The sequence below is a fragment of the Phormidesmis sp. 146-20 genome (assembly GCF_052939475.1).
In genome coordinates this window covers 65,059-89,969 of the sequence record NZ_JBJPHT010000008.1, presented here as the reverse complement: position 1 = coordinate 89,969, position 24,911 = coordinate 65,059, and the positions used below count along the sequence as shown (strand labels likewise).

Here is a 24,911-nt window from a genome sequence, read left to right as displayed (position 1 = left end):
TTTATCACCTGCTTCACTGAATTTTCATACATGAGGGATGAGGCAGTTCTGATTTAGATAGTTAGTTAGTGAATAGAATTCTCCCCCGCCAAAACGAAGTTTGTTTTCGCAAACTACACTCATCAATATTGTCTTAATTCGCGACGGTGGGTTTTGTTCTCCTAGCTGCGGTTTTAACTACCAACTTTAACCATCTTCCTATAACTGCTGCCGTGCTAGATGGTAGTAAACCCCTTGCTGAGACATTAATGCAGGATGGGTGCCCTGCTCAACTAGAATGCCGCGATCGACCACCAGAATATTATCTGCATCTCGCACGGTTGATAGCCGATGGGCAATCATACAGATAGTGCAATTTCCAATTCGTCTCAAGTTATCGCGAAAGCGGCGCTCTGCATGGACATCGAGTGAACTGGTCGCTTCGTCTAAAATGAGTAAACGAGGTTCACCTAGTAGCGCACGAGCGATCGCAATCCGTTGTTTTTGACCGCCTGATAGCGTTGTCCCTCGTTCTCCTACTTTGGTCTGATAACCCAGGGGCAAGTCTTGAATAAAGCTGTGAGCTTCTGCTAGTTTTGCGACTTCAATGATCTGCTCTAGCGTGAATTCGGGACGAAATAGCGCAATGTTTTCTAGAATGGTGCCCGAAAACAAGAAACAATCCTGTGGCACAACTCCCAACTGCGATCGCAGCGATTGAGGAGACACCTGGCGAATATCATGCCCGTCGATTAGAATGCGCCCGCTCATTGGCTGATAGAGTCCTTGAAGTAGATTCACCAATGTACTCTTACCTGAACCGCTTTGACCCACAATCGCGACCATCTGCCCTGGCAATATTTCAAAGGAAACCGTTTGCAGCGTATTTCTTTCCTGCTCGGCACTGTAACGAAAAGTGACATTCTCAAAGCGGACTTCACCTCTTAACGGCGGCAACATCAGCATCGGACGTTGAGCATCTTCTTCTGGCGACACCACAAACACATCATTCAACCGTTCAGCCGCGATAACAACTTCTTGTAGTTCATCCCAAAGCTGCGCCAGCGAGAGAACGGGCGCGATCGCACTTGCCAGCAGCATATTAAAAGCGACAAATTGCCCTACCGTCAGGCTTCCTTGAATCACTAAAGTTGCCCCATACCAGAGCAGCGCTGTACTCCCCAGGCTATTCACCAGTCCGCTGAGAAATTGCAGCGTATTTGATAGCTTTTGTCCTCGAAATCGCGCATTCAGCAACTCAGTCAGACGGTCTTCCCAACGCCAGCGTAAGGTTCGTTCTGCGGCGGCGGATTTGATTGTCTCAACCCCAGTCAAAATTTCTACTAGAGCAGAGTTTTCGATCGCGGTCTGCCGAAACACATCGCGGGAAACCTGTCGCATAAAGGGCGTAGCAATCAGAACAATCAGCGCGATCGCAACGAGCAATCCCAATACCAGCAGCATCAGTTGCCAGTTGTAGTAAGCCATCAAACCCAGGTAGACAAACACCATCAGCGCATCTAACCAGACCACGATCGCTTGCCGAGTTAGAAACAACTGTACCTTCTGGTTTTCTTGTACACGAGTTAGAATATCGCCCACCTGACGAGACTCAAAAAATGTCAGAGGCAGGAGTAGCGTATGGCTAATAAAACCACTGATCAGCATCAGATCCAGCCGATTAGAAAAGTAGTCAAGCAGATATTGCCGCACAGCTGTTAAACTAACTCGCCAGATACCAAAGAGCAGTAGCCCGATCGCAAACACATTCAGCGTGATCAAGCTGCGTTGAACAATGACTCGATCCAAAATGAACTGAGTTAACAACGGAGCCACCAGCCCAAATACTTGAATCAGCAGCGAAGCAAAAATGATTTGTCCGATCACGGTGCGATAAGCTGTCAGCAGTCCCCAAAACCGCTTTAGGGAGGGCTTTTCTGCCTCAGATGCCTTAAGTCGATCGGTGGGTTCTAGTAACAGTGCATAGCCACTCCAATGGGTCTGAAACTCCTGTAGTGATAGTTTTTGCCTTCCAACTGCGGGATCAGCAATCAAAAATTGGTTTCCTCTGACTCGGTAGACAACCACATAGTGATCGCCTTGCCAGTGAGCAATCCACGGCTTAGATTGTTCGATTAGCTGTCCCAAACTAGCCCGCACGGGTCGAGCCTGAAAGCCTACACCTTCTGCGGTGGTTGCCAAAGCTTGAAGTGAAACCCCAAACCGCCCCATTCCTGCCCGACGAGTCAAGTCGCTCAAGCTCAAACGGTTACCCCAGTACTGTCCCACCATAACCAAACAAGCAATGCCACAGTCTACCGAACTCTGCTGCGGAACAAAGGGATACTTTTGCCCTAGGCGCGATCGTCGCTTCCCAGGTTGCGGAAAGGGCAATGTATTAGAGGATGCTATGTCAGCGTGAGGAAAGTTCTCTGAGTGGTTAGTCGGAGTTTTCTGAACGGCAACCGAAGTTAAATTATCTAAGGTTGAAACCGTTGGTACGATCGTTTCCCAGTACTCAGCAGGCAAATGGTACAGGACAACTTCTGTTTGAGCAGTCCAATCATCAGATGGAGACCCCCAATCGCCCAACTTTGGAGGCTGAACGTTGCGGCTGTAAACTTCACCCCGACGCAGCCAAAACTGTCCTGTTTGCGAAACTTCGGCTAACCTTTTTCCTGGTGGTAATAAGATTGAAACCAAATGAGATCCGATCTCTAAAAGTTGAGCCTGAGATAGTGATCGTAAGCTCGTCAGGGTTTTAAGAAACAGTAGATAGTCTCTTGTTTGGGCCTGTTGGTGCCAGCGATCGCGCAGGTCAGGAAGTTTTTCTAGCCAGGATTCTAGATCTTTGATATCAATTTGGGCAAGCTTTCCGATGCTGGCGGCGATCGCTGAATATTGAAGAGTTGCCCACAGGTCATCTGCGCCAAAGCTATCACCTACTTCTAACACACAAACAGACACCTCCTTTTGCTGTTCGCCATACCCTAGCAAGCGGACTCGCCCCTGACAAACAATAGATAGCGTGGTTGGTGAGGAGTTACAGCGATCGCCCAGTCGAAATTCTGCAATCTCAAACGATTGGCTCAAAGCTTCAATGAGTAGCGGATCTGCTTGCGGAAACAGTCGCATCAAAATTTCGGATAGCTGATCGATCGCATCCTGAAAAGGTTGAGGTTGCCGCTGCATTTGTGCCCCTGGAAACGTGTTGGTTGAGTCTGCTGGTTAGGCAATCCCTATATTTTTTAGTTGACTACGAGAATAAGCTTTTAATCAAACTGTGTGGGAGCGCATTGAGATGATCTTCTAATGCTTTTTGTGGGCTTTCGCATCCGCAACGATCGTCCCTTCATGAAAGCTTAGTAGAAATACGGTGCTATATGAATTTCTCTCGATCAACCTACCAGAAAAGGGCGTTGCTGATTGGAGGGATGAATCTGTGGGAAGTGTCCATTTTTTCGCCCCCTAAATTCCCCAAATTGGGGGACTTTGAACCTTGGCGTTCCCGCCGCTTTGGGGCACACCCCCTGATTCAGCAACGCCCAGAAAAGTTGCCACTCCACTATTCCAAAACTTTTGGCGATTTAGTCCTGTGCGATGGCGCGATCGCTGTAGTGATAAGTAGCAGTTTTTAGCGGTGAGTGGCTACTCGAAACTCTTTGTGCAAAGCTTTATACAAACTTTAAACATTAACTCGTGATTTTACTGAGATTCTATTAAATAACTGCTATCGTTTTCTTAACTCATCAGTGTATTTCGTGACATCTTAACTTGTGTCTCAATCCATCTCCCCCGTGGATTCTTAGTTAGTAAAGATGTATCTGCCAGACTACCTGACCCAGAGAACTATTGAGCGATTACTAGAAGACTGACCTTCACTGCCCATCGAACTATCCTTCAGCCCCCACTCCAGTAGTACGGAGTTAGTTCGGTAGGTCATCTGTAAGTTGATCAAAAATTACGCTCAATTAAAAAGCATCTCCCATTTCTAGCTGTATGTTCGATTTAAGGCTAGGCAGTCCTGCGTGTAAGGGCTGACAGTTTGACGCGAGTCTGCGAAATCGTATGAATTGAGAGGATTTTATGGAATTGAAACGAAACAATACTCAGCGTTTGTTGCTGCTGCTGGTGCCGTTGGCCGTCACATCGATCGCGCCCAATCCAGCTAACGCCAAATCTACAGCCTTCTCAGAAGCTCAGGTCAAACTCTTTGACTTCAGCCACAATCCACTAGAGGTTTTGGCAGCGATCGACTCCAAAACCGTCATCTCTGCGACAAACGGGAAAGCAACCGCCATTGCCACCCCCAAAGCGCTCTTTTTGAATAAACCTAAGCCTCGTGCTGAAAACTCATCGGTGAGCCAGGCAGCGGGAGACGGTATCGCTTATCAAGGAATCGCTCAAAGCTTTGCGGGTGTGATTGGCTACGACTTTGAGATCGCTGCCGGAGAAGAGTTTTCGTTCAAATTTGATACGCTGCTGGAGCTGGCAACTTTGACTGACAATCCTCTTAAAGAGACTGCTAGAGCCAGCGGCAACATCAAATTTCAATTGTTAGATGTCAGTTATGAAGACACTTTCATCCCACTAAACGAATTCTCAATCTTTGGTGCTCTTAATACTCCTGGCAAAGGCGATCTGTTGAATGCGACAGGCTACCAGAACATCGAATTTGATCCCGACAAGACTTCTGTGGCTCGATCGTTTGGGGGCAATAAGGAGTCTGCGATCGCTAAGACTCAGGGTACTTTCTCAAGATTTTTTAGTCAGAAAACCAGGCTGATGTTAATTGAGGAGAAAGAAAATCAGGCGATCGTGCAGGCTGTTCCAGAACCAATGGGTACAGTCGCCTTACTTGTTACATCTGTCTCCATGATGGTCGGCGGTGTTCTGAAACGCAAAAAAACACAGTCTGGAGTGGAGTAGTCCTCTTTAAAGGGTGACTTAAGGAATTGTTAAGCCATCCTTTCGATACCGAAAACCTGCATCATACTAGAAACAATTCTTTGAGCCGTGAAGTATTGTCTAACAAGCAAGGCTGCATCTGCTAATTCTCCCACTTACTGCATTAGACAATCTGCATTAGACAATTTGAGCATCGACTAGCGCTTGAACGCTAAGAGGATGGTTTAAAAGTCATCTCGCTGGTAGCAGAACGGGTTAGATCCCCCCTAGCCCCCCCTTAAAAAGCTACCGTGTACACACAAGTTGCTTAATCGTTTATTGCCGAGATCTTCGCCCCCTAAATCCCCCAATCTGGGGGACTTTGAACTCGGATTCTGGGCTTGGAGTCCCCCAATTTTGGGGAATTTAGGGGGCTGAAGCCGACTGAAACGAAGCGAGAAAGAGATGTGTGTACACAGTAGCCTTAAAAAGGGAGGAACTAGATTCAAAATCCCTTTTTAACGGAGGCAGGGGGGATCTCCGAGTCTCTATCTTCACAACAGAAGACTTTTGAAACACCCTTTAAGGCTTGGAGTCGATCACTTCACTTCCAAAATGAGTTTTCCTGCCGCAGACATTGTTTAGGAGCCGCTATTCATGACAACCTCAACTGTTCTTAAGACGCTCACAGCGATCGCTGTTGGGTCTGCTTTGATGATCATGGGCACCCCGACGGCCCAGGCTGCGATTTTGACCTCTGCTACATTAGGAGAAACCAAGCAGATCTTTGGCGCTCCGGTGAGCAATGTTCAGTATCTAGGCTGGAGATTTAGAGTTAGTGCGCCGTTTCGAGTGACGCGGATTGGGGGGCATTTGGTCGGAGACGGAGGCGGAAAACCAATCTTTGGGGCGATCGTTCGGCTGAGTAATCCGACGGCGTTTCCGACGGCGTTTCCGCCTGCCCCTAGCGAGGTGGTTGCATCCACGACATTCATTCCTCCCAGCGCTCTCACCACTAGAAGCCAAGACGTAAGAATTCCGCTGTCTGCGTCACTGCCGCCCGGAAACTATGCCCTGATTTTTGGTAGTACAACGAATCTGGGTGGAATCGCTAGAATGCCTATCAACAACGCCAGCTTGCCGAGTTCGACTTACTTTATCTCAGGTGGCGGCACTTATCAAAATCTCGACCCAGCATCAGGGCTAACTAATATTCGATTTGTAGTTGAGGGTTCTTAGCTCGACTTTATCTATTTGCTGAAACCCTGAAATACCAGTGGTTGCGGCCTGTCCAGATTGCCTCTAGTGCAGCGTCAACGATAAAAATTAGGGTTAGCGATCGCTGAAGTCTTCATTCAATGAAACTTTACCAAGAGATATCTACCCTAAGATTTTGGCTTCGTTTCAATGGGTTGCAGCCCCCTAAATCCACCAAATTTGAGAGACTTTGAAGCTCAAACCCGTTTTGAATTCCAGAATTTTTTTGATCTCAAAGTCCCCCAGAATGGGGGATTTAGGGGGCGAAGTAACTTGGCAATAAACGATCTTATTTAATTCACGATCCTAAGCTACGGTGCCTATTAAGCTGCTCGACATTTAGGTTGATAGCCATTTCCGCATTGTAAAAGGGTTGCAGAGCCAGTTTATGCAAACTCAAAGTCAATCAGCCTATCAGGGCGATCGAGTCGGAGAGCCATTTCCAGTTCCGCGTGGTTCTGGTTGTTTCTGAGACTCTGATTCTGCACTTTTATAAGTGACTCTAAGACGGAGTGCTTGAGTGGGTCGATTCGGCTGGAGTTGTCGTCGTTGAAGTTCTCTCACTGCCCAGGCATCAAAGGCAAGCTGACCACTCGATTGAGCCACTCGAATGTTTTGTGGGCATCCAGCATCATTCACATCGTAAAGCAATCGCGCTGAACCTTCGCCCTGAAATTCTGCGGGTATCGGCAGAAAACCAAAGGGACAAGCCGTAACCGTTATCTGACTGTCAAACGGCGACCAAGCAACGGTTGGTAAAGACTTCTCACCCACGATCGACAGTTGTAGCGTTTTATCATTGAGCGGCGCGATCGTAATTTGGGCAATTCCAGGATACGGCTGTTGTAGTTGAAGCGGTTTTTGATCTTTAAGCGTTGTATTAGCAATCTCTACAGTGACGCGATTGCCTTCTGATTTGGGATTGGTAAATGTAATTGTCCCTGAACCTACGAACTGAATGATTCCTTCTGGTAGCAGCCTTGATCGCTGGCTGGGAGGTTGCTGGAAAGCAGTTTTTACAGCGGCTGAATTTGGCGCTTGAATGGCCGTAATCTGGAAAATTGTGGGTGTGGGCGCTGGCGTTTGAGCCGTTGCGTTTTGAGCAGCGATCGTCATTGCACTAGTCAGAACAATACAACTCATTTGGAAATGACGAACCGGAACAAAAGACTTCATATTACAACAGCCTGTAGCTCATACTTGGAGGATTCTACCATTACTAATGAATTAATTCTCATTAGGGAAGGCACCTCTATTGTTTTTGTCAAAGAAAACTGCTGTTGAGCTTCCAGATAAAGCTCTTCCAGGTTCTCAGCCGATAAGGTCAGCTTCATTGCAAGATGCTCACGATATTAATCGGACTAGTCAGATTTCTTGTTCCCTCTCCTTGGGGAGAGGGTTAGGGTGAGGGCAGAAAGACTGTGCTACACAATTGGGATGCTCCCGCACGATTTCTCTCGTCCCCCATGACCCACTCAGATGTGTTGCTTCCCCTAAACACAAACCTCGACAGAATGTTAGAACTCTGATTTAATCAAGGTCATGAAGTTTATTGACAAAAATTGTCATGTCTTTACCCGCTGCCCTCACCGCTCGCAATCTTACGCTTGGTTATGAAGGAACCCCGATTGTTCAAGATTTGACTCTCGCTGTTCCACCCGGACAAATTACGGCTTTGGTGGGTGCAAACGGATGCGGAAAATCAACGCTCTTGCGCGGATTAGCCAGATTACTCAAGCCGACAAGCGGAGCAGTTTACCTTGACAGTAAATCGATCTTTAGCCGATCGACCAAAGAAGTTGCACAACAGTTAGGATTGCTTCCCCAAAACCCGATCGCACCCGAAGGGCTGACGGTAAAAGATTTAGTGGCTCAGGGACGCTATCCCTATCAAAACTGGCTACAACAATGGTCTACTCAAGATGAAAAGATTGTGCAGCGGGCGTTGGAGACAACTGATTTAGAAGGGTTTAGCGATCGCGCTTTAGATACGCTTTCCGGTGGACAACGCCAACGCGCTTGGATTGCAATGGCCCTCGCACAAGATACTGAAATTCTTTTATTAGACGAACCCACAACATTCTTAGACCTGGCGCATCAAATCGAAGTGTTAGATCTGCTCTATGACTTAAATCAGCGGCAGGAAAGAACGATCGTCATGGTGCTACATGATCTCAATCAAGCTTGTCGCTATGCAGATTATCTAATCGCTGTTAAAGAAGGGCGAATCTTTGTGGCAGGCGATCCGCAAACGGTAATGACAGAAGAGACTGTTCAAGCTGTGTTTAATCTAGACTGTCGCATTTTCTCAGACCCGATCGCAGGTACGCCGATGTGTATCCCAATTAGCCAAAAAGCAAGGGAGCGTCGATAATGCGCCTGTCCGGGGAAGCTTATGATGAAATGCTTACTCCGCTTGAAGTTCAGATTGATCCCGAAGACGAGTTCGATCAAACCTTTGCTGTCTCACGCCTGATCGGTGAAGGTTATTTCAGGGGGTGACAAGGAAGCTACAACGCAGGCTGGTTTGAGGAAATAGCCCTGAAACCTCGCTGGAAAAAAGGACGTTTTGGGGCTTGAGCGCAATGAGCTGATGCGCCAAGGTGGAGAACAAATTGAGGCTATCATACAAGCCAATCCAAAATTGACTGTGGCGATTTTGAACACGTTTTGGTTCTTTGACCCAACAGACCTGGTTGACTGACAAAACTCCTGAAACCCTCGATTCTTCGTAGGTTGGTGTTGAGCAACGCGAAACCCAACAGCAGCCTTTCTACCGTTGCTAACGTTGGGTTTCACCAAGTTCAACCCAACCTACCTGAAAGGATTTGTCAGTCAATCAGCCCAACAGACATAGGATAGGGGCAAGCGAATCGCGACGTTTACCAGGCGATCGTACATTTTTTCTACGTCCTTTCCTAAATAGTACTACCTGATTCTCTTAAAATTCCCTAGACTACCCAGTCAGATTAGTAACAAATAATACAGCGGTAAGCATATTTTGACTAGTTAAACACTATGAATTAGATATAGCAGTTCTAAATCGTCTGTGAGAATCGTCAATTGATGGGTGGTTACTCATTAGTCCCTAGCAATTGATTTACGACTAACCACTAACCACCGAACTCCCACAACTCAAATAGGATAGCTATAGTACCAACTTTTAGTAAAAGCAAAATGATGAACGCAACTCCTGACAGAACACTTAAATTACTAAGTTCAGGCTTACCTCTGAAACTTTCTCGCCGTGGCTTCCTTGGTTTGATGGGGCTGTCTGCCTGTCGTGCCACTCTACCCTCGTCTCAGCGTCGATCGCTGCTAGTCGGCACAGTCAGCTACGAAGAAGGCAGCAAATCCCTGGATCAGTACAATCGCTTTAAACAATACTTAAGCGAAAAAATGCAGTCATTGGTAGAGCTAGAGCCTGCTATCAACGAGGGGAGAGCTTTAGAGCGGATTCAGCGGCAGGAATGGTCGCTAGTGTTTGCGCCGCCGGGGTTGACTGCGATCGCAATCTCACAACATCAATATACGCCCCTCTTTCCGCTGTTTGGGGTACAAGGGTTGCGCTCAGTTCTGGTGGTGCGAGAAGATAGCCCGATTCGGGAAATTGCAGCGATCGCAGGTAAGTCTGTAGCCTTGGGAAAGCCAGGTTCTGCAACGGGATACTATCTGCCGATTTTTAATTTATATGGTCTAACCCTGTCAGAACTGATGTTTCCACCCACGCCCAAGGCGATTTTAGAAGCAGTGGTTGAGGGTAAAGCAGCCGTCGGTGCTGTCTCGCTAGAAGAGTTTGAAACTTATAAAAGTCAGGCTAATCCCCTCAGTTTGCGAATTCTATTGACCGATGTTCACAATGTTCCGTCTGGTGCGGTTTTGATTAGTCCTACGATCGAGCGCAATGCTCAAGAATCAATTCGCAAGACTTTAAATGAAACCCCTTCTGTCGTGGCTCAAGAAGCCGGGTTTGTGACAAATGCTCCCGTCGCTGACTACAAGTATATGATCTCAGTAGTAGAGCGAGTGAGAGCCATTTTCCCAGGGGACACTCAAAAGACGGGAGCGCTACTTCAACAAAAACCCGTTCGTTTGTTTAAGTGAACTAGAGCCTGTCACTTGTTTGGCGATCGCAGTCATCTCTTGAGTCCAGGGATGATTGGGATACTTCAAAGAAAAAATACCACTGCTGCCCAAATCAAACATCTCTTCACTGACTGGGAGGATGCCCGCTACGGGAGTTTCGTAGGTATTTTGGACTCGCTGCCGTAGCTCCTTAAAATCCAGTGATGGCAGGGCTTTATTGACCACGAGCATCATTTTGGGAACTTCTAGCTTACGAGCCACATCGATCGCGACAGCAGTTCCTTGATAATCCTGTTTGTCAGGACGAAGAATCAGAACAAACACATCCGAGAGAATGATCGAGAGTAGCGTTTCTTCATTGATGCCGGGATGAGTATCAATCAACAGATAATCTAGCTTTAGCCGACGCACTAGATTTTGTAACCCATCATTGAGAAGTCGAGCATCATAGCCTTCTCTAAGAATGCGAGAGATGTCACTCATTCTAATGCTAGAAGGAATCAGATGGATACTTCCCTGACGACCAAATAAAGACTGCTTTTGTTGCAGAATTGAACTGACATCATAAACGGCTTCTTCGATGGCGCAGCGCCCCCAGAGATAGTCATTCAGGGTATAGCGCAGTCGCTCTTCTTCAAGCCCAAATAGAACATGAATTCCGGGTGATTGAATGTCAGTGTCCACTACGCCAACTCGCTTTCCAGAACGAGCAATCAGAGTCGCTAAATTACTGGTGACATTCGACTTACCAGTTCCGCCACGAAATGAGTGAATTGAGATAATTTCAGACACGGTATATCCTCAAGGTAAAGTGACTAGTGAAACATTGACCTGAACGCTTGTCCGAAAGTCCCCCAGAATTGGCAGCTTGGGGGGCTAGAAGCACAAAACAACGAAGCAAAAAGCTTTATCGAATTCACGTTAAATAGGAGCTTAATCAGTCGCAGACTCGCGTTTACTTCTCAAAGCTTTTGCTTCCTCCTGTAATTTCTGAAACGATTCTGACTCGGCGATCTCAGCAACTTGACGCGCTCGTTTGCCATCGTCAATTTCGAGACGCAATTTCTGCAACTGTTGTTTGAGTTGTTGTTCGCGGGCATAAATTTCCTGCACCATGCGTTGAAACACTCGCCCTAATTGTCCTAGTTCATCATTGCGCTTGGCGATCGGGGCTAGTTTTTCATGTTCAAACTCTGCTGCTTCTTCTGCGCTGATCTCGTTCATACTAATTTTTTGAGCAAGCTGCGCCATTGGCTTAATTGGTTGTAGTACGTTGCGCTTGAGCAAATAGTTGATGAGCAAAATCACTAGCGCGAATATGCCAATGAATATACCAATGATTAGAGAAGAGGCTCGACTGGCATCATCAAAAACTTTACTAGCAGGAACGTAAATCACCTGACTACCCAGCACTTCATTGAGCTTCCAGTTAAAGCCATTTTCTGAGCCATAGCTGGCGATGTGACTTTTGGGAGCCGCTTGTGGCGTACTGTGACAGCGCAAACAGGTTGCATTTTTCACTGAAAATGGACGGGCACTATAAAACAGCTTCTCGCCCACAGAGTCCCGAAAACCGGAGATATTTTTTAGCTTTGGGTTGCTTTGAAATTGCTTGGTAAGATCAGTTTCAAACACATCTGCCTTATCTCGCAAGTTTGTTGGATTTAGCAGAGCATCTTTGTAGAAGAAGTCTTTATATTCGTCATTTTTGCGAAGACCTTCAAAGACTTCTCTCACTGTAAAACTGGGAATCGATTCGGGGATGAAGGTAGGTTGCGTTTCTACCATTGGCATCAAGAGCGGGCTAATGCGGGTGTTGGTAAATGCTCTGACTGAATTCATCGTCTCGGACAATATCTCGCTCCGGTAAGCGATTTCACCTTCTGCTTTTTGTTCAAGTGCATGAGATAAGGCAAATCCACTCAGCGCGATCGCACCCACAAACACCAGTGATAAAAGTAAAGTAAATTTGGTTGCTAACTTGGATTGATTTAACATTGCTGCTCCCGTTTGTATTTACAACATTGCTAGAAACTTTTGAGTGTTGCTCATCATGTTGCACTTAGAGTCTCTGAGCGATTTGCGGTCATGGTCGATCATCTATTGAGAAAAGAGGTTAAATAGCAGATCATTGGGGCTTTCACGTTTAGTGATACTGCAATATGCAGGGGTTTGATCTCCTTGTAGCTAAAAGCATCACGTTTGGTGGAGCAATTTTCGCCTGTCTATGACGAAAGTCTTAGGCGTGATCTGATAGGGTAAAGCCAAAGTTAGAGAGGCTCTATTTACTTCGTTTAGACAAAACCCAAGACGTTTTTCAGATGTGGATGAGGGGATAGAAAACCTATTCTGGTGACATCAAGCAAGGAACGCACTACAAACCGTCTGTTCTGCTTGCAATTCACTTAACTAAACCGGAAGGAAACACCATGTCTACTGAAATCAACTACCACGCTCAAGAACTGTCTGTTCAAGAACTCGATGTTGTAGCTGGCGGTGCTGGAATCGACCAACTACTCGCTAAAGACTTCGATGCGTCCTTTCAGACAGCTTCGATCAAAGATGCTCGCGCTATCAATGTTGGGCCCAATGGCGTTCAAACCGTTGAAGTAACCGAGATTGACCAAACGAAAACAGTTGCTAGTGACGATCTCCTGGCAATTGTCGGCGACTTCTAAGAGTAGCGTTCAACGTCAAGCGAAATTTCAAACACACCAAACATTCAGGAAAACAATCATGTCTAACGAAATCAACCACGCTCAAGAATTGTCCGTTCAAGAACTCGATGTCGTTGCGGGTGGTGCTGGACTCGACCAACTACTCGTCAAAGACTTCGATGCTTCGTTCAACACGGCTTCAGTTAAGGATGTCCGAGCCAATAGTGTTGGTGCGGGTGGTGCTCAGAGTCTTGAAGCAACCGAGATTGACCAAACCCAAACTGTCGCCAGCAATGATCTGATCGCAAAGCTAGGCGGTTTCTAAGCTGTACTCGCAGTTCAATCAAGTCTAAACACACACTAAACAATCAGGAAAACAATCATGTCTAACGAAATGCAGCCCAAATCTCAAGAACTGTCTACCGAAGAACTCGATGTCGTTGCGGGTGGTGCCGGACTCGACCAACTACTCGTTAAGGACTTCGACGCTTCGTTCAACACAGCTTCAGTCAAGGATGTTCGAGCCAATAGTGTCGGTGCGGGTGGCGCTCAGAGTCTTGAAGCAACTGAGATTGACCAAACCCAAACTATCGCCAGCAATGATCTGATCGCAAAGCTAGGCGAGTTCTAAAGACCACTGAACTAGAAGGGACATTCGCTAAGGCAAATCAGTCCGATGGGATACCCCTTCTAGTTGATCTAATCGCAGGAGATTCCATGTCAGATCACGAAATGGCTCCGAATGATGCGCCGTCTCAAGAAATGAGCGAGCTATCAGATGAGGAACTAGATGAGGTGGCGGGTGGTTTGAGCATACGCTTTACACTAGCGCAGTTTCAGCAATCGAAAGTTGCCTTTGCCCAGGAGACACCTCTCGGTGGGTGTGGCCCATCCCGATCAGCCTTTCAATCTGAGAACACGGCATCATCGTTCCTTGAACTCACAATCCTTGATGCAACGACTGAGGATATACAAGCTCTCGGTGGGTTGTTTGGGGGAAATGCCGCGATCGAAGGTTCGGAATAATCCGAGTTTCTATAACAGGTGGGTTAGCAGTTGAGTCCCCTGACTTGGCTGCTTCCGCTGCAATGATCAATAAAAATAACATAGTCAGGAGAAATCATCGAAATGGACAACATGAAGCCAAATAAACCGCTAGAGCTATCGGCTCAAGAGTTGGCGGCAATTGCAGGCGGTAATTCTACATTAAGAGAAGGTGAGAAACCTCCAGGGGGCTTGTATGGCACAGGTGGGATTGAGAAACAGATTAATGACAAGCTGCCTGAGTTGACCCAAAAGATTGATGAATTGCTTGAGCCGAAGTTCTACACCAGTGATGCTCCAGTTGAGTAGCTCGCCAGGTTTGTTGGTCGAGGTGAATCAGCGTCAGTTTGATTGCCTGCTCATGGGACATTCACCGCTCCCAGGCTACAGATGCTCTGTTGAAGGTTGCTTGCATCAAATTCTAGTTGCTTCTACTCTCTTGGGGAGCATCTGTAGTTTTATTTTAAAGATAGGTTTTCCCTACACAAGCTGCATAACTCAGCAAAACGAATCGTGATTGTTATTGGCGCTTTTGTCCTTTCCGATCGATTTCCCCGTTAGCAACATAGAAGGAAGTTAAATTATGACAGAAGTTCTCTTAAAGGAACTAAGTAGTAGCGACATTGACTGGATTTTAGCAACGGGTCGGAGACAAGAAATCGCGGCTGGTATGACATTGATCCGTCAAGGAACACCTGTAGATGCGCTCTATATCCTGCTGGATGGGGCATTGACAGTCACGATCGCGCAGGCGGATGACAACCCGATCGGGCGGGCGTTTGCGGCTCTAGAAGGAGGCGAACTGTCAGGACGAGAAATTGCTAGACTCGCCAATGGTGAAGTTGTGGGCGAGATGCCCTTTTTAGCATCCTACCAATCTTCTACGACGGTCAAGGCACTTAGAAAGTCGTTGGTCTTAATGATTCCACAGCAGCAGCTAGTCGAAAAAATGCAGGAGGACATTACGTTTGCAGCGCATCTTTATCGAGCGATCGCTGTTCTATTAGCGCACCGACTCGAACAGATGGTGAATCAGATTGGTCACAGTACGGTTGTGTTATGTCAGCCGCAGATTCGAGAAATTCTATTTACATTTGCCGAGTTAAACGATAGTGATATTGGCTGGATGATTGCTGCGGGAACTGCTACAAGAATCCCAGCGGGAGCAGTTTTGTTTCATGCGGGAAGACCTGTCGATGCGCTGCATATTCTGCTGGATGGCAAGATGGCAGCCTCGATCGCAGAAGATACTAACAATCCTCTGACTCGCGCTTTTTCCAGCTTAGAACAGACTAATCAGGTTGAGCGTGAGTTTGCCAAATTATCGCGGGGTGACATGGTGGGCGAAACACCGTTTGTTGAAGCAAGTCCGCCAGCGATGACGATTCGGGCGATCGAGGATGCGATCGTGCTGTCGATTCCCCGATGGAAACTGGCTGCGAAATTGCTCAACGATGTGGGATTTGCGGCTCGATTTTACCGGGTGTTGGCGATTTTGTTAGCTGATAAGCAGCAGGGCATTATCAATCGGCTAGGCTACGGCAGAATCACCTATAGTTCGGGTCAATCTCTGGATGAAGGCTTAACCTATGAGGATGAGCTAAGTTCTGGATTTTTGGCTCAGGTAACACTAGCAGGAACGCGGTTTGATTGGATGTTAAAACAGATTCGTGGCAATTGAATGAATGCTGAAACTAACACTCAGACATTGTAAGCTTATAGATTTGTACCAGAATTTAGAACGCTTAATCCTGATGCGATCGATTACCTAATGAAAATTTCAATCATTTGAATGGAGTTAGTATGGTCACGATTCAAAAAAATAATCTGTTTCGCAAAGAAGCGCTTGATCGCTTATCTTCCCCAGAGCGGTTAGACCAACTCATGCAGGTGGTTCAGCCTAAGAAGTGGATTCCATTAGCAGCGATGGGATCTTTGATTGCAGTTGGGTTGACCTGGAGTGTTTTCGGTCGCATTCCAATTACCATTGCAGGGCAAGGCGTGTTGGTCTTTCCGAGCCAGGTTGCAGCGTTTCAGTCTCCTAGTTCTGGGAAGATTCTTACCTTGAATATTCGTCCCGGCGATCGCGTCAAAAAAGGACAGGTATTAGCCACGATCGACCAAACTGAACTGCAAGAAAATTTAGATCTGGCACGGGCTAAACTAGCTCAACTTCAAGAGCAAGATCGTACTGCAAATTCACTGCAATTTCAGCGATCGGTGTTAGATAAGGGCGCGATTCAGCAGCAGCGTCAGGCAATTGTACAAAGCTTGGACACTACCCAGTCTGTCACACCCATTTTGCGCGAAAAAGGGCTGAATTCGATTCGTCAAGAACGACAAAATTTGCAGCAACAGTTGCAGACGATGCAGGATCTCGTGCCCACCTTCCAACAGCGCTTTCAGATTCGCCAACAGTTGCGCCAGGAAGGAGCCGTATCGAGTGATAGTGTTCTGCAAGCACAACAAGAATTTCTCAATAGTAGAACTAAAATCAGCGAAATTGAATCGCAGCTTAAACAGCTTGATGTCAAAGAAGCAGACGCACAGCGACAATTTTTAGGAAACTTGAATGCAGTCAAAGATCTGCAAGCTCAGTTAGCCACACTAGATACCAAACTATCAAGCCAAGCAGAACAAGATTTAGCCATTGCGACGAATCGTAAAAAAGAAATTCAAGATACAGAGCGAACAATCACCCAGCTAGTCTCACAATTAAAAGGTAGTAGTCAAGTAACGAGTAATTTTGATGGACGGGTGTTAGAAGTCGTCGTTGTACCAGGGCAAACACTAGAGGAAGGCGGACGAATTGGTACGATCGAGGCTCAAGACTCTGCTGACAAGTTAGTTGGGGTTGTATTCTTCCCGGTGAGCGAAGGCAAAAAGATTCGCAAGGGCATGGAGTTGCAGGTTACGCCTTCTACGGTCAAACGAGAGCGCTTTGGTGGCATTGTGGCGACAGTGACCAATGTTTCTGCGTTTCCGGTGACTAAGGAGGGCGCGTCGAGTGTAGTAGGGGGTGCTGAAGTCTTGCAAGGGTTGACGGCTCAAGGCCCACAAATTCAAGTGTTTGCCGAGCTTCGCCAAGATCCCTCGACAAAAAGCCGTTTTCAATGGTCATCGTCTAAGGGGCCAGATACCGAAATTACATCAGGAACAACGACTTCAGTGCGCGTCAAAGTAGACGAACAATCCCCAATTTCCTTTGTGTTTCCAATCCTGCGATCGTGGAGTGGAATGTACTAACTATGCAGCAAGTTCAAGCCTACATTGGACGTAGATTAAGACAAATTCGACGAGTTGTGAGCCGTCCTGATCGTCGCCGTCAAACGCCAACTCTCTTGCAAATGGAAGCAGTGGAGTGTGGAGCAGCAGCACTGGGCATTTTGTTGGGGTACTACGATCGCATTGTTCCCCTTGCCGAATTGCGGCAGGTTTGCGGCGTTTCACGAGATGGTAGTAAAGCCTCCAACATTCTCAACGCGGCTCGAAGCTACGGCTTAAAAACAAAAGGCTTTAAGGTCGATTTGGATGGGCTACGCAAACTAGAATGTCCCTACATCGTTTTCTGGAATTTTAATCACTTTCTAGTCGTTGAGGGCTTTACTAAAGACAGTGTTTATCTCAATGATCCGGCGACCGGGCCGCGCACTGTTTCACCAGCAGAATTCGATCAATCTTTTACTGGCGTTGTTTTAGTGGGTGAACCGGGGCCAGAGTTTCAGCCTGGAGGACGTAAACCCAGTCTCACTTTGGCATTGTGGGAACGATTACAGAGTTCGATCGGAGCCTTAGTGTATTGTGTCATCGCAGGCTTGCTACTAGTCATTCCTGGACTTGCAATGCCAGCCTTCTCTCAGGCGTTTGTGGACAACGTTTTGATTGAAGGAAGGAATGACTGGCTACAACCCTTGATTTTAGGTATCATCTTCACCGCAGTGTTAAGCGGATTTCTAACATTACTTCAGCTTCAGTTTCTGCGTCGAATGAAAATTAAGCTGGCTGTGGGCATGTCCAGTCGATTTTTGTGGCATATTCTGCGGCTGCCTGTTAGCTTCTATGATCAGCGATTTGCAGGAGAAATTAGTAGTCGGATTCGCCTCAACGATAGTTTAGCAAGTTTACTTTCAGGACGGTTAGCGACAACTGTCATTTCAGCCGTGACCGTGGTTTTCTATGCCGTTGTTATGCTGCAATATGATGTTGTGTTGACGGCGATCGGGATGGCGTTTGTAGTCGTCAATGTCTCTGTTTGGCGATGGGTTTCTCGTCAGCGCGTCGATGGTAACCTGCGGCTAATGCAAGAACAAGGCAAAGTAAACGGGGTTTCCATTTCTGGTCTGCAAAGCATGGAGACGCTGAAGGCATCCGGGCTAGAATCAGAATTCTTTTCGCGTTGGGCTGGCTACTACGCCAAAGCAATCAATGCAAAACAGGAGATGGACACCACGAACCAAACGCTGGGTGTGTTGCCGTTGTTCTTGACTTCAATTACATCAATGTTGTTGTTAGTCGTCGGTGGACTGCGGGTGATGGATGGCGTTCTCAGTATTGGGATGCTCATTGCCTTTCAATCCTTAATGCAACGGTTTCTAGAGCCTGTGAATAGTCTGGTGGGTTTGGCGGGCGAACTTCAAGAAATGGAAGGGAATCTAGGTCGGCTGGATGATGTGTTGCGGAATGAGATCGACCCCATTGTTCAAAAAGAAATCACTGCGCCGCTTGATGAGCTTTCGGCTGCCAATGTTCGGCTACAAGGCTATATTGAACTTCGCAACCTTACCTTTGGCTACAATCGCTCTGCGCCTCCTTTGATTGAAAATCTAAGTCTTGCGCTCAAGCCAGGTCAACGAGTTGCCTTAGTGGGGGGGAGTGGTTCAGGGAAATCGACGGTTGCCAAGTTAGTGTGCGGATTGTATGAGCCGTGGTCAGGAGAAATTTTGTTTGATGGACAATCGAGGGCACAGCTTCCGCGATCGATTATTACTCACTCAATGGCGCTGATCGAACAAGACATCTCACTGTTTGCAGGCAGTGTCCGAGACAACCTTACGCTATGGGATTCGACTGTTCCATTTAGCAATCTAGTTCGCGCTTGTAAAGATGCGGCGATTCAGGAGGTTGTGCTATCTATGCCGGGAGGCTACAATGCTGACCTGGCAGAAGGGGCAACTAACTTAAGCGGTGGTCAGCGACAGCGATTAGAGATTGCTCGTGCTTTGGTCAACAATCCTGCAATTTTAGTCATGGATGAAGCCACCAGCGCGCTCGATTCTGAAGCTGAGAGAGTGATTGATCAAAAACTTCGGGAACGCGGCTGTACTTGTGTGATCGTGGCGCATCGACTGAGTACGATTCGAGATTGTGACGAGATTATTGTCTTCGATCGCGGCAAAGTCGTGCAACGAGGTACGCATGAAACCCTACAGCAGGTCGAAGGAAAATACTTGCAACTGATTCGCAGCGAAGGGGAAGGAGTTCAGGAGGAATCGTCATGTTAGATCAAGTTCGGACGGTTGGTTTGCCCGGAGAGTACCATTCGCTAAAAGGCAATGAGCCGTTAGTTTTAGATGATCCACAAACAATGTGGGTGGTGAAATCGGGGTCATTGGCATTGTTTGCGATTCCTCTCAGAGAAGGCATTGCAGAAGGAACTCGCCGCTACTTGTTTACCACCCGATCGCGACAAGCCATGTTTGGTATTTCAGGTGATTCTGAAGCATTGCCCTACCAACTACTTGCCGTCTCGATCGAGGAAACTGAGCTACTAAAAGTCTCGATCGCTGATTTTCGAGAATTCCTTGCAGACGGGAATGGGGAAGCACTCACTTTAGCAGAGAGTTGGATTGAGCAACTAGGATTAACACTGTCTGCGGTTGTTCCTCCTACTCTAGTATTTCAAGAGGAAGGGGTGCGCTACTTCTCGCTCACAGAGGGGCAGATCTTTCAACCCCAGCGAGAGCTTGTTTCCTGGGTGCAGCTTCAAAGCGGATATGCAGTTTGGATGGGATTTGAGGAACTACTACTCACACCCCAATCAGGACTGTTGCCAGTGAGTGCCGATATGTGGTTTCAAGCCGGGGATACGATCGAGCTTTCTTGTCAAAAAACGTCTGAAATTGACGATCCCAACACCGTGCTGATGGGAATTTTTCAGCTTCAAATCTATGTGCTTCAAAGTATTTACTTACTAGAGCAACAAGAAACCCATACAGAGCTAAAGCGATTTCAAGAACGGCAACACCTCAACCGTCAAGTAATGGAGGAAACGCTAGGCGAACTTGCTTCATTGCTACAATCACCAAAGTTCACGACTGCTGAAACGGGGGCCAGCGACCCAGATCAAGCGTTACTTATTGCGGCGGGTGCAGTTGGCAAAGTGTTAGGTGTGACGATTCGGCCGCCTGCAAAATCTGAAGATCTGAAGCGAGTTCAAGATCCGCTGCAAGCGATCGCTCGTGCCTCTCGGTTAAGAATGCGATCAATTTCCCTACAGGGTCAGTGGTGGAAGAAAGATTGTGGTGCCATGCTTGCTTACACATTAGAGGATAACCATCCTGTTGCAGTGTTGCCCATCTCAGACACCCACTACGAGATTTTTGACCCCGTTGAGAGAACGCGCACACCGATCACAGCTAAAAGTGCTGCCAAACTAACCTCGACTGGATATACGTTTTACCGTCCGTTACCGGACAAAGTGCTGACGACGATCGACCTGGTAAAGTTCGCGCTACAGGGACACTATAAGGAATTGCTAGTTGTTCTGACGGCGGGTATAGCAACAACCCTGCTAGGAATGATCACGCCGCAAGCTACTGCTATTCTAATCGACAGTGCCATCCCCGATGCAAATCGTAGTCTACTGATGCAAATCGCTTTAGCACTGGTAGCAACCGCTTTTGGGAGTACCCTATTTCAACTTGCCCAAGGGATTGCTATTATGCGAGTTGAAACCTTTGCCGATGCTTCTACTCAGTCTGCTGTTTGGGATCGACTGCTAAATCTCAAAGCCTCCTTCTTTCGGCAGTACTCGATCGGTGACCTCAATTCCAGGGTGAGCGCTGTTAGTCAAATTCGTCAAAAGCTAAGTAGCACGGTTCTGAGAAGTATTTTCACTAGCTTGTTTGCCTTGCTTAATCTCGGTCTACTGTTTTACTACAACCCCGCATTGGCTCTGATTGCGACTGTTGTTGCACTGATTAACATTACCGTAACGCTGGTTTCTGGCATTTCGACGCTCCGCAAGATTCGCCCGCTCATGGAGCTACAGGGACAGCTTTTTGGAGTGATGATCCAATTGATTAACGGTGTGCCCAAACTTCGAGTCGCTGGGGCTGAAGCTCGTGCTTTTGCGTTTTGGGGCAAACAGTACAGTCAACAGATCAAGTGGATGCTGAGTACGCAGGGCATCGAAGATTATCTGGCAGTGATTAATAAAATTCTGCCTGCATTAACCACAGCAACACTCTTCTGGTTTGCAGCGAGCTTTCTTCAGCAATCACAGTCTCAAGAAGGTGGGTTGTCTACAGGTGTGTTTTTAGCATTCAATGCAGCATTTGGGACTTTTATCAGTGGTGCAACAAGTTTGAGTAGTACGGTGGTGGATGTCCTCAAAATTGTCCCTTTGTGGGAGCGGGCGCAACCCATTCTAGAAGCCAAACCTGAAGTTGATTCTGAGAAGGCTGATCCGGGTCGTTTGTCAGGTCGAGTCGTCGTCGATCATGTGATCTTTCGCTACCGAGATGATGGCCCTCTGACGTTGGATGATGTGAGCGTTCGGGCTGAACCGGGTGAATTTATCGCCTTTGTGGGTGCGTCCGGTAGCGGGAAGTCAACGCTATTTCGATTGCTCCTGGGGTTTGATGTTCCTGAATCGGGCACGATCTACTACGATGGACAGGATTTATCAGGGTTGGATGTTCATGCAGTCCGGCGGCAACTAGGCGTGGTAATGCAAAATAGCCGCTTAACCTCCGCTTCTATATTTGAAAACATTGCTAGTGGTGCCATGATTACAATGGAGGAAGCCTGGGAAGCGGCTCGAATGGCTGGCTTTGCTGAAGATATCGAATCTATGCCAATGGGAATGCATACGGTGATCAGCGAAGGAGGAACCAATGTTTCGGGAGGGCAACGACAACGATTGTTAATTGCCCGATCGCTGGCCCTAAAACCCAAAATCCTCTTATTCGACGAAGCCACCAGTGCTTTAGACAATCGGACTCAGGCGATCGTCAGCCAAAGTTTAGAACGTCTCAAAGTTACTCGTATTGCGATCGCTCACCGCTTGAGTACCATTCGCAACGCCGATCGCATCTATGTTTTCCAAAGTGGTCGCGTCGTTCAACAAGGCACCTTCGATCAACTCGCTAACCAAGCAGGATTGTTTGCTGAACTCATGGAACGCCAAAAGCTCTGAGCAGCCTCTAGCAATCGAATAAGAAACGGATGCGCGATCGGTCAACATACTGATTACGCATCTGTTTTTTGAGTAGACTTCCTGCACGAATCATAGATGCCCTCCGACTAAAGTCGGGGCTACAAGAGCAAAGTGTGCCTTCTCACACTAAAGAGGCGATTTTAACCGTTAGTCCACGGAGGTGGACTTTGTTCTGATAGCAGCGTTGCCGAAGGCTCTTGCGAAGCTAACATCAATCGCCAGGTATTCATGCAGGAAGTCTAGTGTCAACTTTTCTAGAATCGCATGACAAAAGTCATAGAAAATGGTCTGTCTAAAATCACAAATGTCATAGAGAAAGTCACTCATTCGTTGAGGTCAATCCATGACGTTCTTCAGACGTTTATCCTCACTGAAATTTCTAAGATAAAGCTAATTTGAATCGAGAATAAACCAATGAAACGTCTCATCTCAGCTTACACAATTAATCTACTTTCTTTTGCTCAACAATGGCTTGGATCAATCGAAATCTGTCATCCAACTGTGGCTCGATCGCTCTGCAAACTTATTCCGGGTCGGTGTCCATTTGAGCGAGAGATCGAACTTTTTGGCTACCGAATCCTCTCTATTCCACCGCTTTGCAAATTGAATCCTTTCTGTGATCAATTCGTTGAAATCCGGTTCAAATCGCTGTCTTACTTAGCTGACCATTGTGGTGAAGATGTCACTCTCTATTGTTGAAGGTTTTATTGTTAAAGGTTCTATTGTTAAAGGGAAAATCATGACGACTCTCTCTGAAGTTTTCACACTCAATATCAGCTTTGTACTGACCTTACTCCAGTTTAATCCCTCTCTGATTGCAGAGGCGCTGCCCTGCACTAGAGACCACACAAATTTAGCTTCTCTCTCGAATGCTTCCAACACTCCAAGTAGTATCAAAGTCCCCCTAAACCTGCTCCTGTTTCACCTTACCAAATCTAATGAGCCAGCATTCCTTAAATGATTGTCCTCCCGCTTCATTCATGACCGTAGAAGAAGCCTTAGTTCTGCTCGACACGGTACTAGAAGGACAAAACCTGAAGGACATTCAGGAGAAAGTTTTCCGCTATTCTTGGCACGGCTGGACGTATGAGGCGATCGCTCACCAGCTTGGCTACGACACGGGTCATATTCGAGATGTTGGATCTCAACTATGGCAACAACTTAGTCAACTTTTTGGAGAGTTAGTTACTAAAAAAAACCTACAAACTGTTTTGCGACGACAGCATCAAAGAAAACAAAAAAGTATCGCTCCTATATATAGTTTTGATAATAGACTAATGATTGCGAGTGATAGTGCGAATACCAACAACTTTACTAGCTCGCTAACCACAAAATCTGATCACAGTGGAGAAGCCTCTCTGGAGGTTGCGGTGTTCTACGGTCGTCGTCAAGAGATCACTCAACTACAACACTGGATAGTTCAAGATCAGTGTCGGCTTATCGCCATTGTTGGAATGGGAGAAATGGAAAGAAACTCTCTGACTACAAAGCTTTCAGAACATTTTCCGCAAAAAGTTAATAGTTTAATTTGGCAGTCTTTAGATCACGCACTATTGCTCGAAGATACATTGCCAATCTTGCTTCAATACTCAGATCAAATTTCGTCACAGCCGATGTCGATCGCAGCCCAGGTTTTCCAACTCATCGAGTATTTACGAACTTCACAATATTTGTTGATCCTAGCGAGAAAAACAACCTATTGAGTACGATCGCAAATCCGACATTTTCCGACTGCCAAACCCCGCTCTAGTTTTTATGGTTAAAGAATCAAACCACAGCTTGGAGACCTATTGTGACTCAATCAGAACGCCCAAAAACTCAACCCGAAGCCAGTCTATTTAAGTTTAGCGATCGAGAGGGAGCTACTAACATTGCCTTCTATCCTCAAGCCCCCAAAGCGCAGAGCGGGCGAGAATCTCAGCTTGACTATCGAGGTGTCGAAGGTAGCTTTACGTTTCGAGGGGAGCAAATCACCCAACAACAAAGTAAGCTCGGTTTGCTGATTAGCGTCACCCTCCAGCCTGATGTAGACGCAGGAGAATTGTCACTCACCCTGATACTTCCTCCTGTTAACTTAGCAGGTGAAAAGCAGCAAGACTTTACAACCTTGGCGGTTAAAGCTCGAAGCTTGGGGTTTGTGGTGGATCGATCCGGCGCACAACTCAAGTACGAAGTGCTACCGCTCAAAGGGATTGCTGAGGGTGCTGTGCTGACTGAGCCTGATTCTACTCATACAGACGTTACGGTGACTGATGTCAGCCTAGTTTTGTTAGAGAGTAATCCGCCCCAAGTGCAGATTATTGCTCGCGGTACAGTGCCTTCGACGGGTTGGACAAATCCCCAGTTGGTGCCCGTTGTTTATATCCAAGCGCCTCCCGACTGCATCTATGAGTTTGACTTTGTTGCGACTCCTCCCAAAGAGCCTGCCGCACAGGTGATTACCGCGATCGCTGCCAAGGGTGTATTTCCGGCTCAAGGACTGCGAGGAGTGCGAGTCAAGGGAGTATTAGCCCTGCTGCAAGGAGACTTTCCAGATTGTGGAGCGGCTGAGAAATAAATTC

At 47.0% G+C, this 24,911-nt stretch carries 20 protein-coding genes; 16 read left to right on the top strand and 4 right to left on the bottom strand.

Annotation, left to right across the window (positions count from 1 at the left end):
- Positions 1-198 precede the first annotated feature (198 nt).
- Positions 199-3,171 (bottom strand): peptidase domain-containing ABC transporter, encoded by a 2,973-nt coding sequence (locus ACKFKH_RS09350; protein WP_446858003.1) that lies wholly within the window; start codon positions 3,169-3,171, stop codon positions 199-201.
- An 894-nt stretch (positions 3,172-4,065) separates the two neighbouring features.
- Between ACKFKH_RS09350 and ACKFKH_RS09345 the strand changes: the two genes are divergently transcribed.
- The gene (locus ACKFKH_RS09345; protein ID WP_446858002.1) at positions 4,066-4,908 is read left to right on the top strand and encodes a hypothetical protein; all 843 of its coding nucleotides are present in this window, start codon (positions 4,066-4,068) and stop codon (positions 4,906-4,908) included.
- A gap of 615 nt (positions 4,909-5,523) precedes the next feature.
- Positions 5,524-6,105 carry a hypothetical protein gene (locus tag ACKFKH_RS09340; RefSeq protein WP_446858001.1) on the top strand — a complete coding sequence of 194 codons (582 nt, stop codon included), beginning with the start codon at positions 5,524-5,526 and terminating at the stop codon, positions 6,103-6,105.
- Positions 6,106-6,537: 432 nt separating this feature from the next.
- Here the strand turns inward: ACKFKH_RS09340 and ACKFKH_RS09335 are convergent, their stop codons facing one another.
- Complete coding sequence (locus ACKFKH_RS09335; RefSeq protein WP_446858000.1) at positions 6,538-7,299, bottom strand: TonB family protein; 762 nt, start codon at positions 7,297-7,299, stop codon at positions 6,538-6,540.
- 391 nt (positions 7,300-7,690) lie between these two features.
- On the opposite strand from ACKFKH_RS09335, the gene ACKFKH_RS09330 reads away from it, so the two are divergent.
- Together ACKFKH_RS09330 and ACKFKH_RS09325 are read left to right on the top strand one after the other, a co-directional pair.
- Positions 7,691-8,497, top strand: a complete 807-nt coding sequence (locus ACKFKH_RS09330) for an ABC transporter ATP-binding protein (RefSeq protein ID WP_446857999.1) — start codon at positions 7,691-7,693, stop codon at positions 8,495-8,497.
- A gap of 806 nt (positions 8,498-9,303) precedes the next feature.
- Positions 9,304-10,227 carry a phosphate/phosphite/phosphonate ABC transporter substrate-binding protein gene (locus ACKFKH_RS09325; protein ID WP_446857998.1) on the top strand — a complete coding sequence of 308 codons (924 nt, stop codon included), beginning with the start codon at positions 9,304-9,306 and terminating at the stop codon, positions 10,225-10,227.
- On the opposite strand, the gene ACKFKH_RS09320 is transcribed toward ACKFKH_RS09325, so the two are convergent.
- Together ACKFKH_RS09320 and ACKFKH_RS09315 are read right to left on the bottom strand one after the other, a co-directional pair.
- Positions 10,192-11,001, bottom strand: a complete 810-nt coding sequence (locus tag ACKFKH_RS09320; protein WP_446857997.1) for a MinD/ParA family ATP-binding protein — start codon at positions 10,999-11,001, stop codon at positions 10,192-10,194. The two genes, ACKFKH_RS09325 and ACKFKH_RS09320, sit on opposite strands and share 36 nt — an antisense overlap.
- Positions 11,002-11,142: 141 nt before the next feature.
- Positions 11,143-12,207 carry a c-type heme family protein gene (locus ACKFKH_RS09315; protein WP_446857996.1) on the bottom strand — a complete coding sequence of 355 codons (1,065 nt, stop codon included), beginning with the start codon at positions 12,205-12,207 and terminating at the stop codon, positions 11,143-11,145.
- Between the two features lie 431 nt (positions 12,208-12,638).
- Here ACKFKH_RS09315 and ACKFKH_RS09310 point away from each other — a divergent pair, with 431 nt between their 5' ends.
- The 12 genes from ACKFKH_RS09310 (at position 12,639) to ACKFKH_RS09255 (ending at position 24,907) form a co-directional block, all read left to right on the top strand.
- Positions 12,639-12,887, top strand: a complete 249-nt coding sequence (locus ACKFKH_RS09310) for a CTB family bacteriocin (protein WP_446857995.1) — start codon at positions 12,639-12,641, stop codon at positions 12,885-12,887.
- A gap of 58 nt (positions 12,888-12,945) precedes the next feature.
- A complete protein-coding gene (locus ACKFKH_RS09305; protein ID WP_446857994.1) occupies positions 12,946-13,191 on the top strand; it encodes a CTB family bacteriocin in 246 nt (81 codons plus the stop codon).
- A gap of 57 nt (positions 13,192-13,248) precedes the next feature.
- Positions 13,249-13,497 (top strand): CTB family bacteriocin, encoded by a 249-nt coding sequence (locus ACKFKH_RS09300; RefSeq protein ID WP_446857993.1) that lies wholly within the window; start codon positions 13,249-13,251, stop codon positions 13,495-13,497.
- Between the two features lie 86 nt (positions 13,498-13,583).
- Positions 13,584-13,892, top strand: a complete 309-nt coding sequence (locus ACKFKH_RS09295) for a CTB family bacteriocin (protein ID WP_446857992.1) — start codon at positions 13,584-13,586, stop codon at positions 13,890-13,892.
- Positions 13,893-13,994: 102 nt separating this feature from the next.
- Entirely contained in the window at positions 13,995-14,219 is a 225-nt protein-coding gene (locus tag ACKFKH_RS09290) for a hypothetical protein (RefSeq protein ID WP_446857991.1), read from the top strand.
- Positions 14,220-14,493: 274 nt separating this feature from the next.
- On the top strand, positions 14,494-15,591 hold the full coding sequence (locus ACKFKH_RS09285) for a cyclic nucleotide-binding domain-containing protein (protein WP_446857990.1): 1,098 nt from the start codon (positions 14,494-14,496) through the stop codon (positions 15,589-15,591).
- Between the two features lie 122 nt (positions 15,592-15,713).
- Positions 15,714-17,156, top strand: a complete 1,443-nt coding sequence (locus ACKFKH_RS09280) for an NHLP bacteriocin system secretion protein (RefSeq protein WP_446857989.1) — start codon at positions 15,714-15,716, stop codon at positions 17,154-17,156.
- Between the two features lie 2 nt (positions 17,157-17,158).
- Positions 17,159-19,411, top strand: a complete 2,253-nt coding sequence (locus ACKFKH_RS09275; protein WP_446857988.1) for an NHLP family bacteriocin export ABC transporter peptidase/permease/ATPase subunit — start codon at positions 17,159-17,161, stop codon at positions 19,409-19,411.
- Entirely contained in the window at positions 19,405-22,329 is a 2,925-nt protein-coding gene (locus ACKFKH_RS09270) for an NHLP bacteriocin export ABC transporter permease/ATPase subunit (protein WP_446857987.1), read from the top strand. The genes ACKFKH_RS09275 and ACKFKH_RS09270 overlap by 7 nt, the downstream gene beginning before the upstream one ends.
- 435 nt (positions 22,330-22,764) lie before the next feature.
- On the top strand, positions 22,765-23,049 hold the full coding sequence (locus ACKFKH_RS09265) for a Mo-dependent nitrogenase C-terminal domain-containing protein (protein ID WP_446857986.1): 285 nt from the start codon (positions 22,765-22,767) through the stop codon (positions 23,047-23,049).
- A gap of 239 nt (positions 23,050-23,288) precedes the next feature.
- The gene (locus ACKFKH_RS09260; RefSeq protein ID WP_446857985.1) at positions 23,289-24,053 is read left to right on the top strand and encodes a hypothetical protein; all 765 of its coding nucleotides are present in this window, start codon (positions 23,289-23,291) and stop codon (positions 24,051-24,053) included.
- Positions 24,054-24,142: 89 nt separating this feature from the next.
- Complete coding sequence (locus ACKFKH_RS09255) at positions 24,143-24,907, top strand: hypothetical protein (protein WP_446857984.1); 765 nt, start codon at positions 24,143-24,145, stop codon at positions 24,905-24,907.
- Positions 24,908-24,911: the final 4 nt, after the last annotated feature.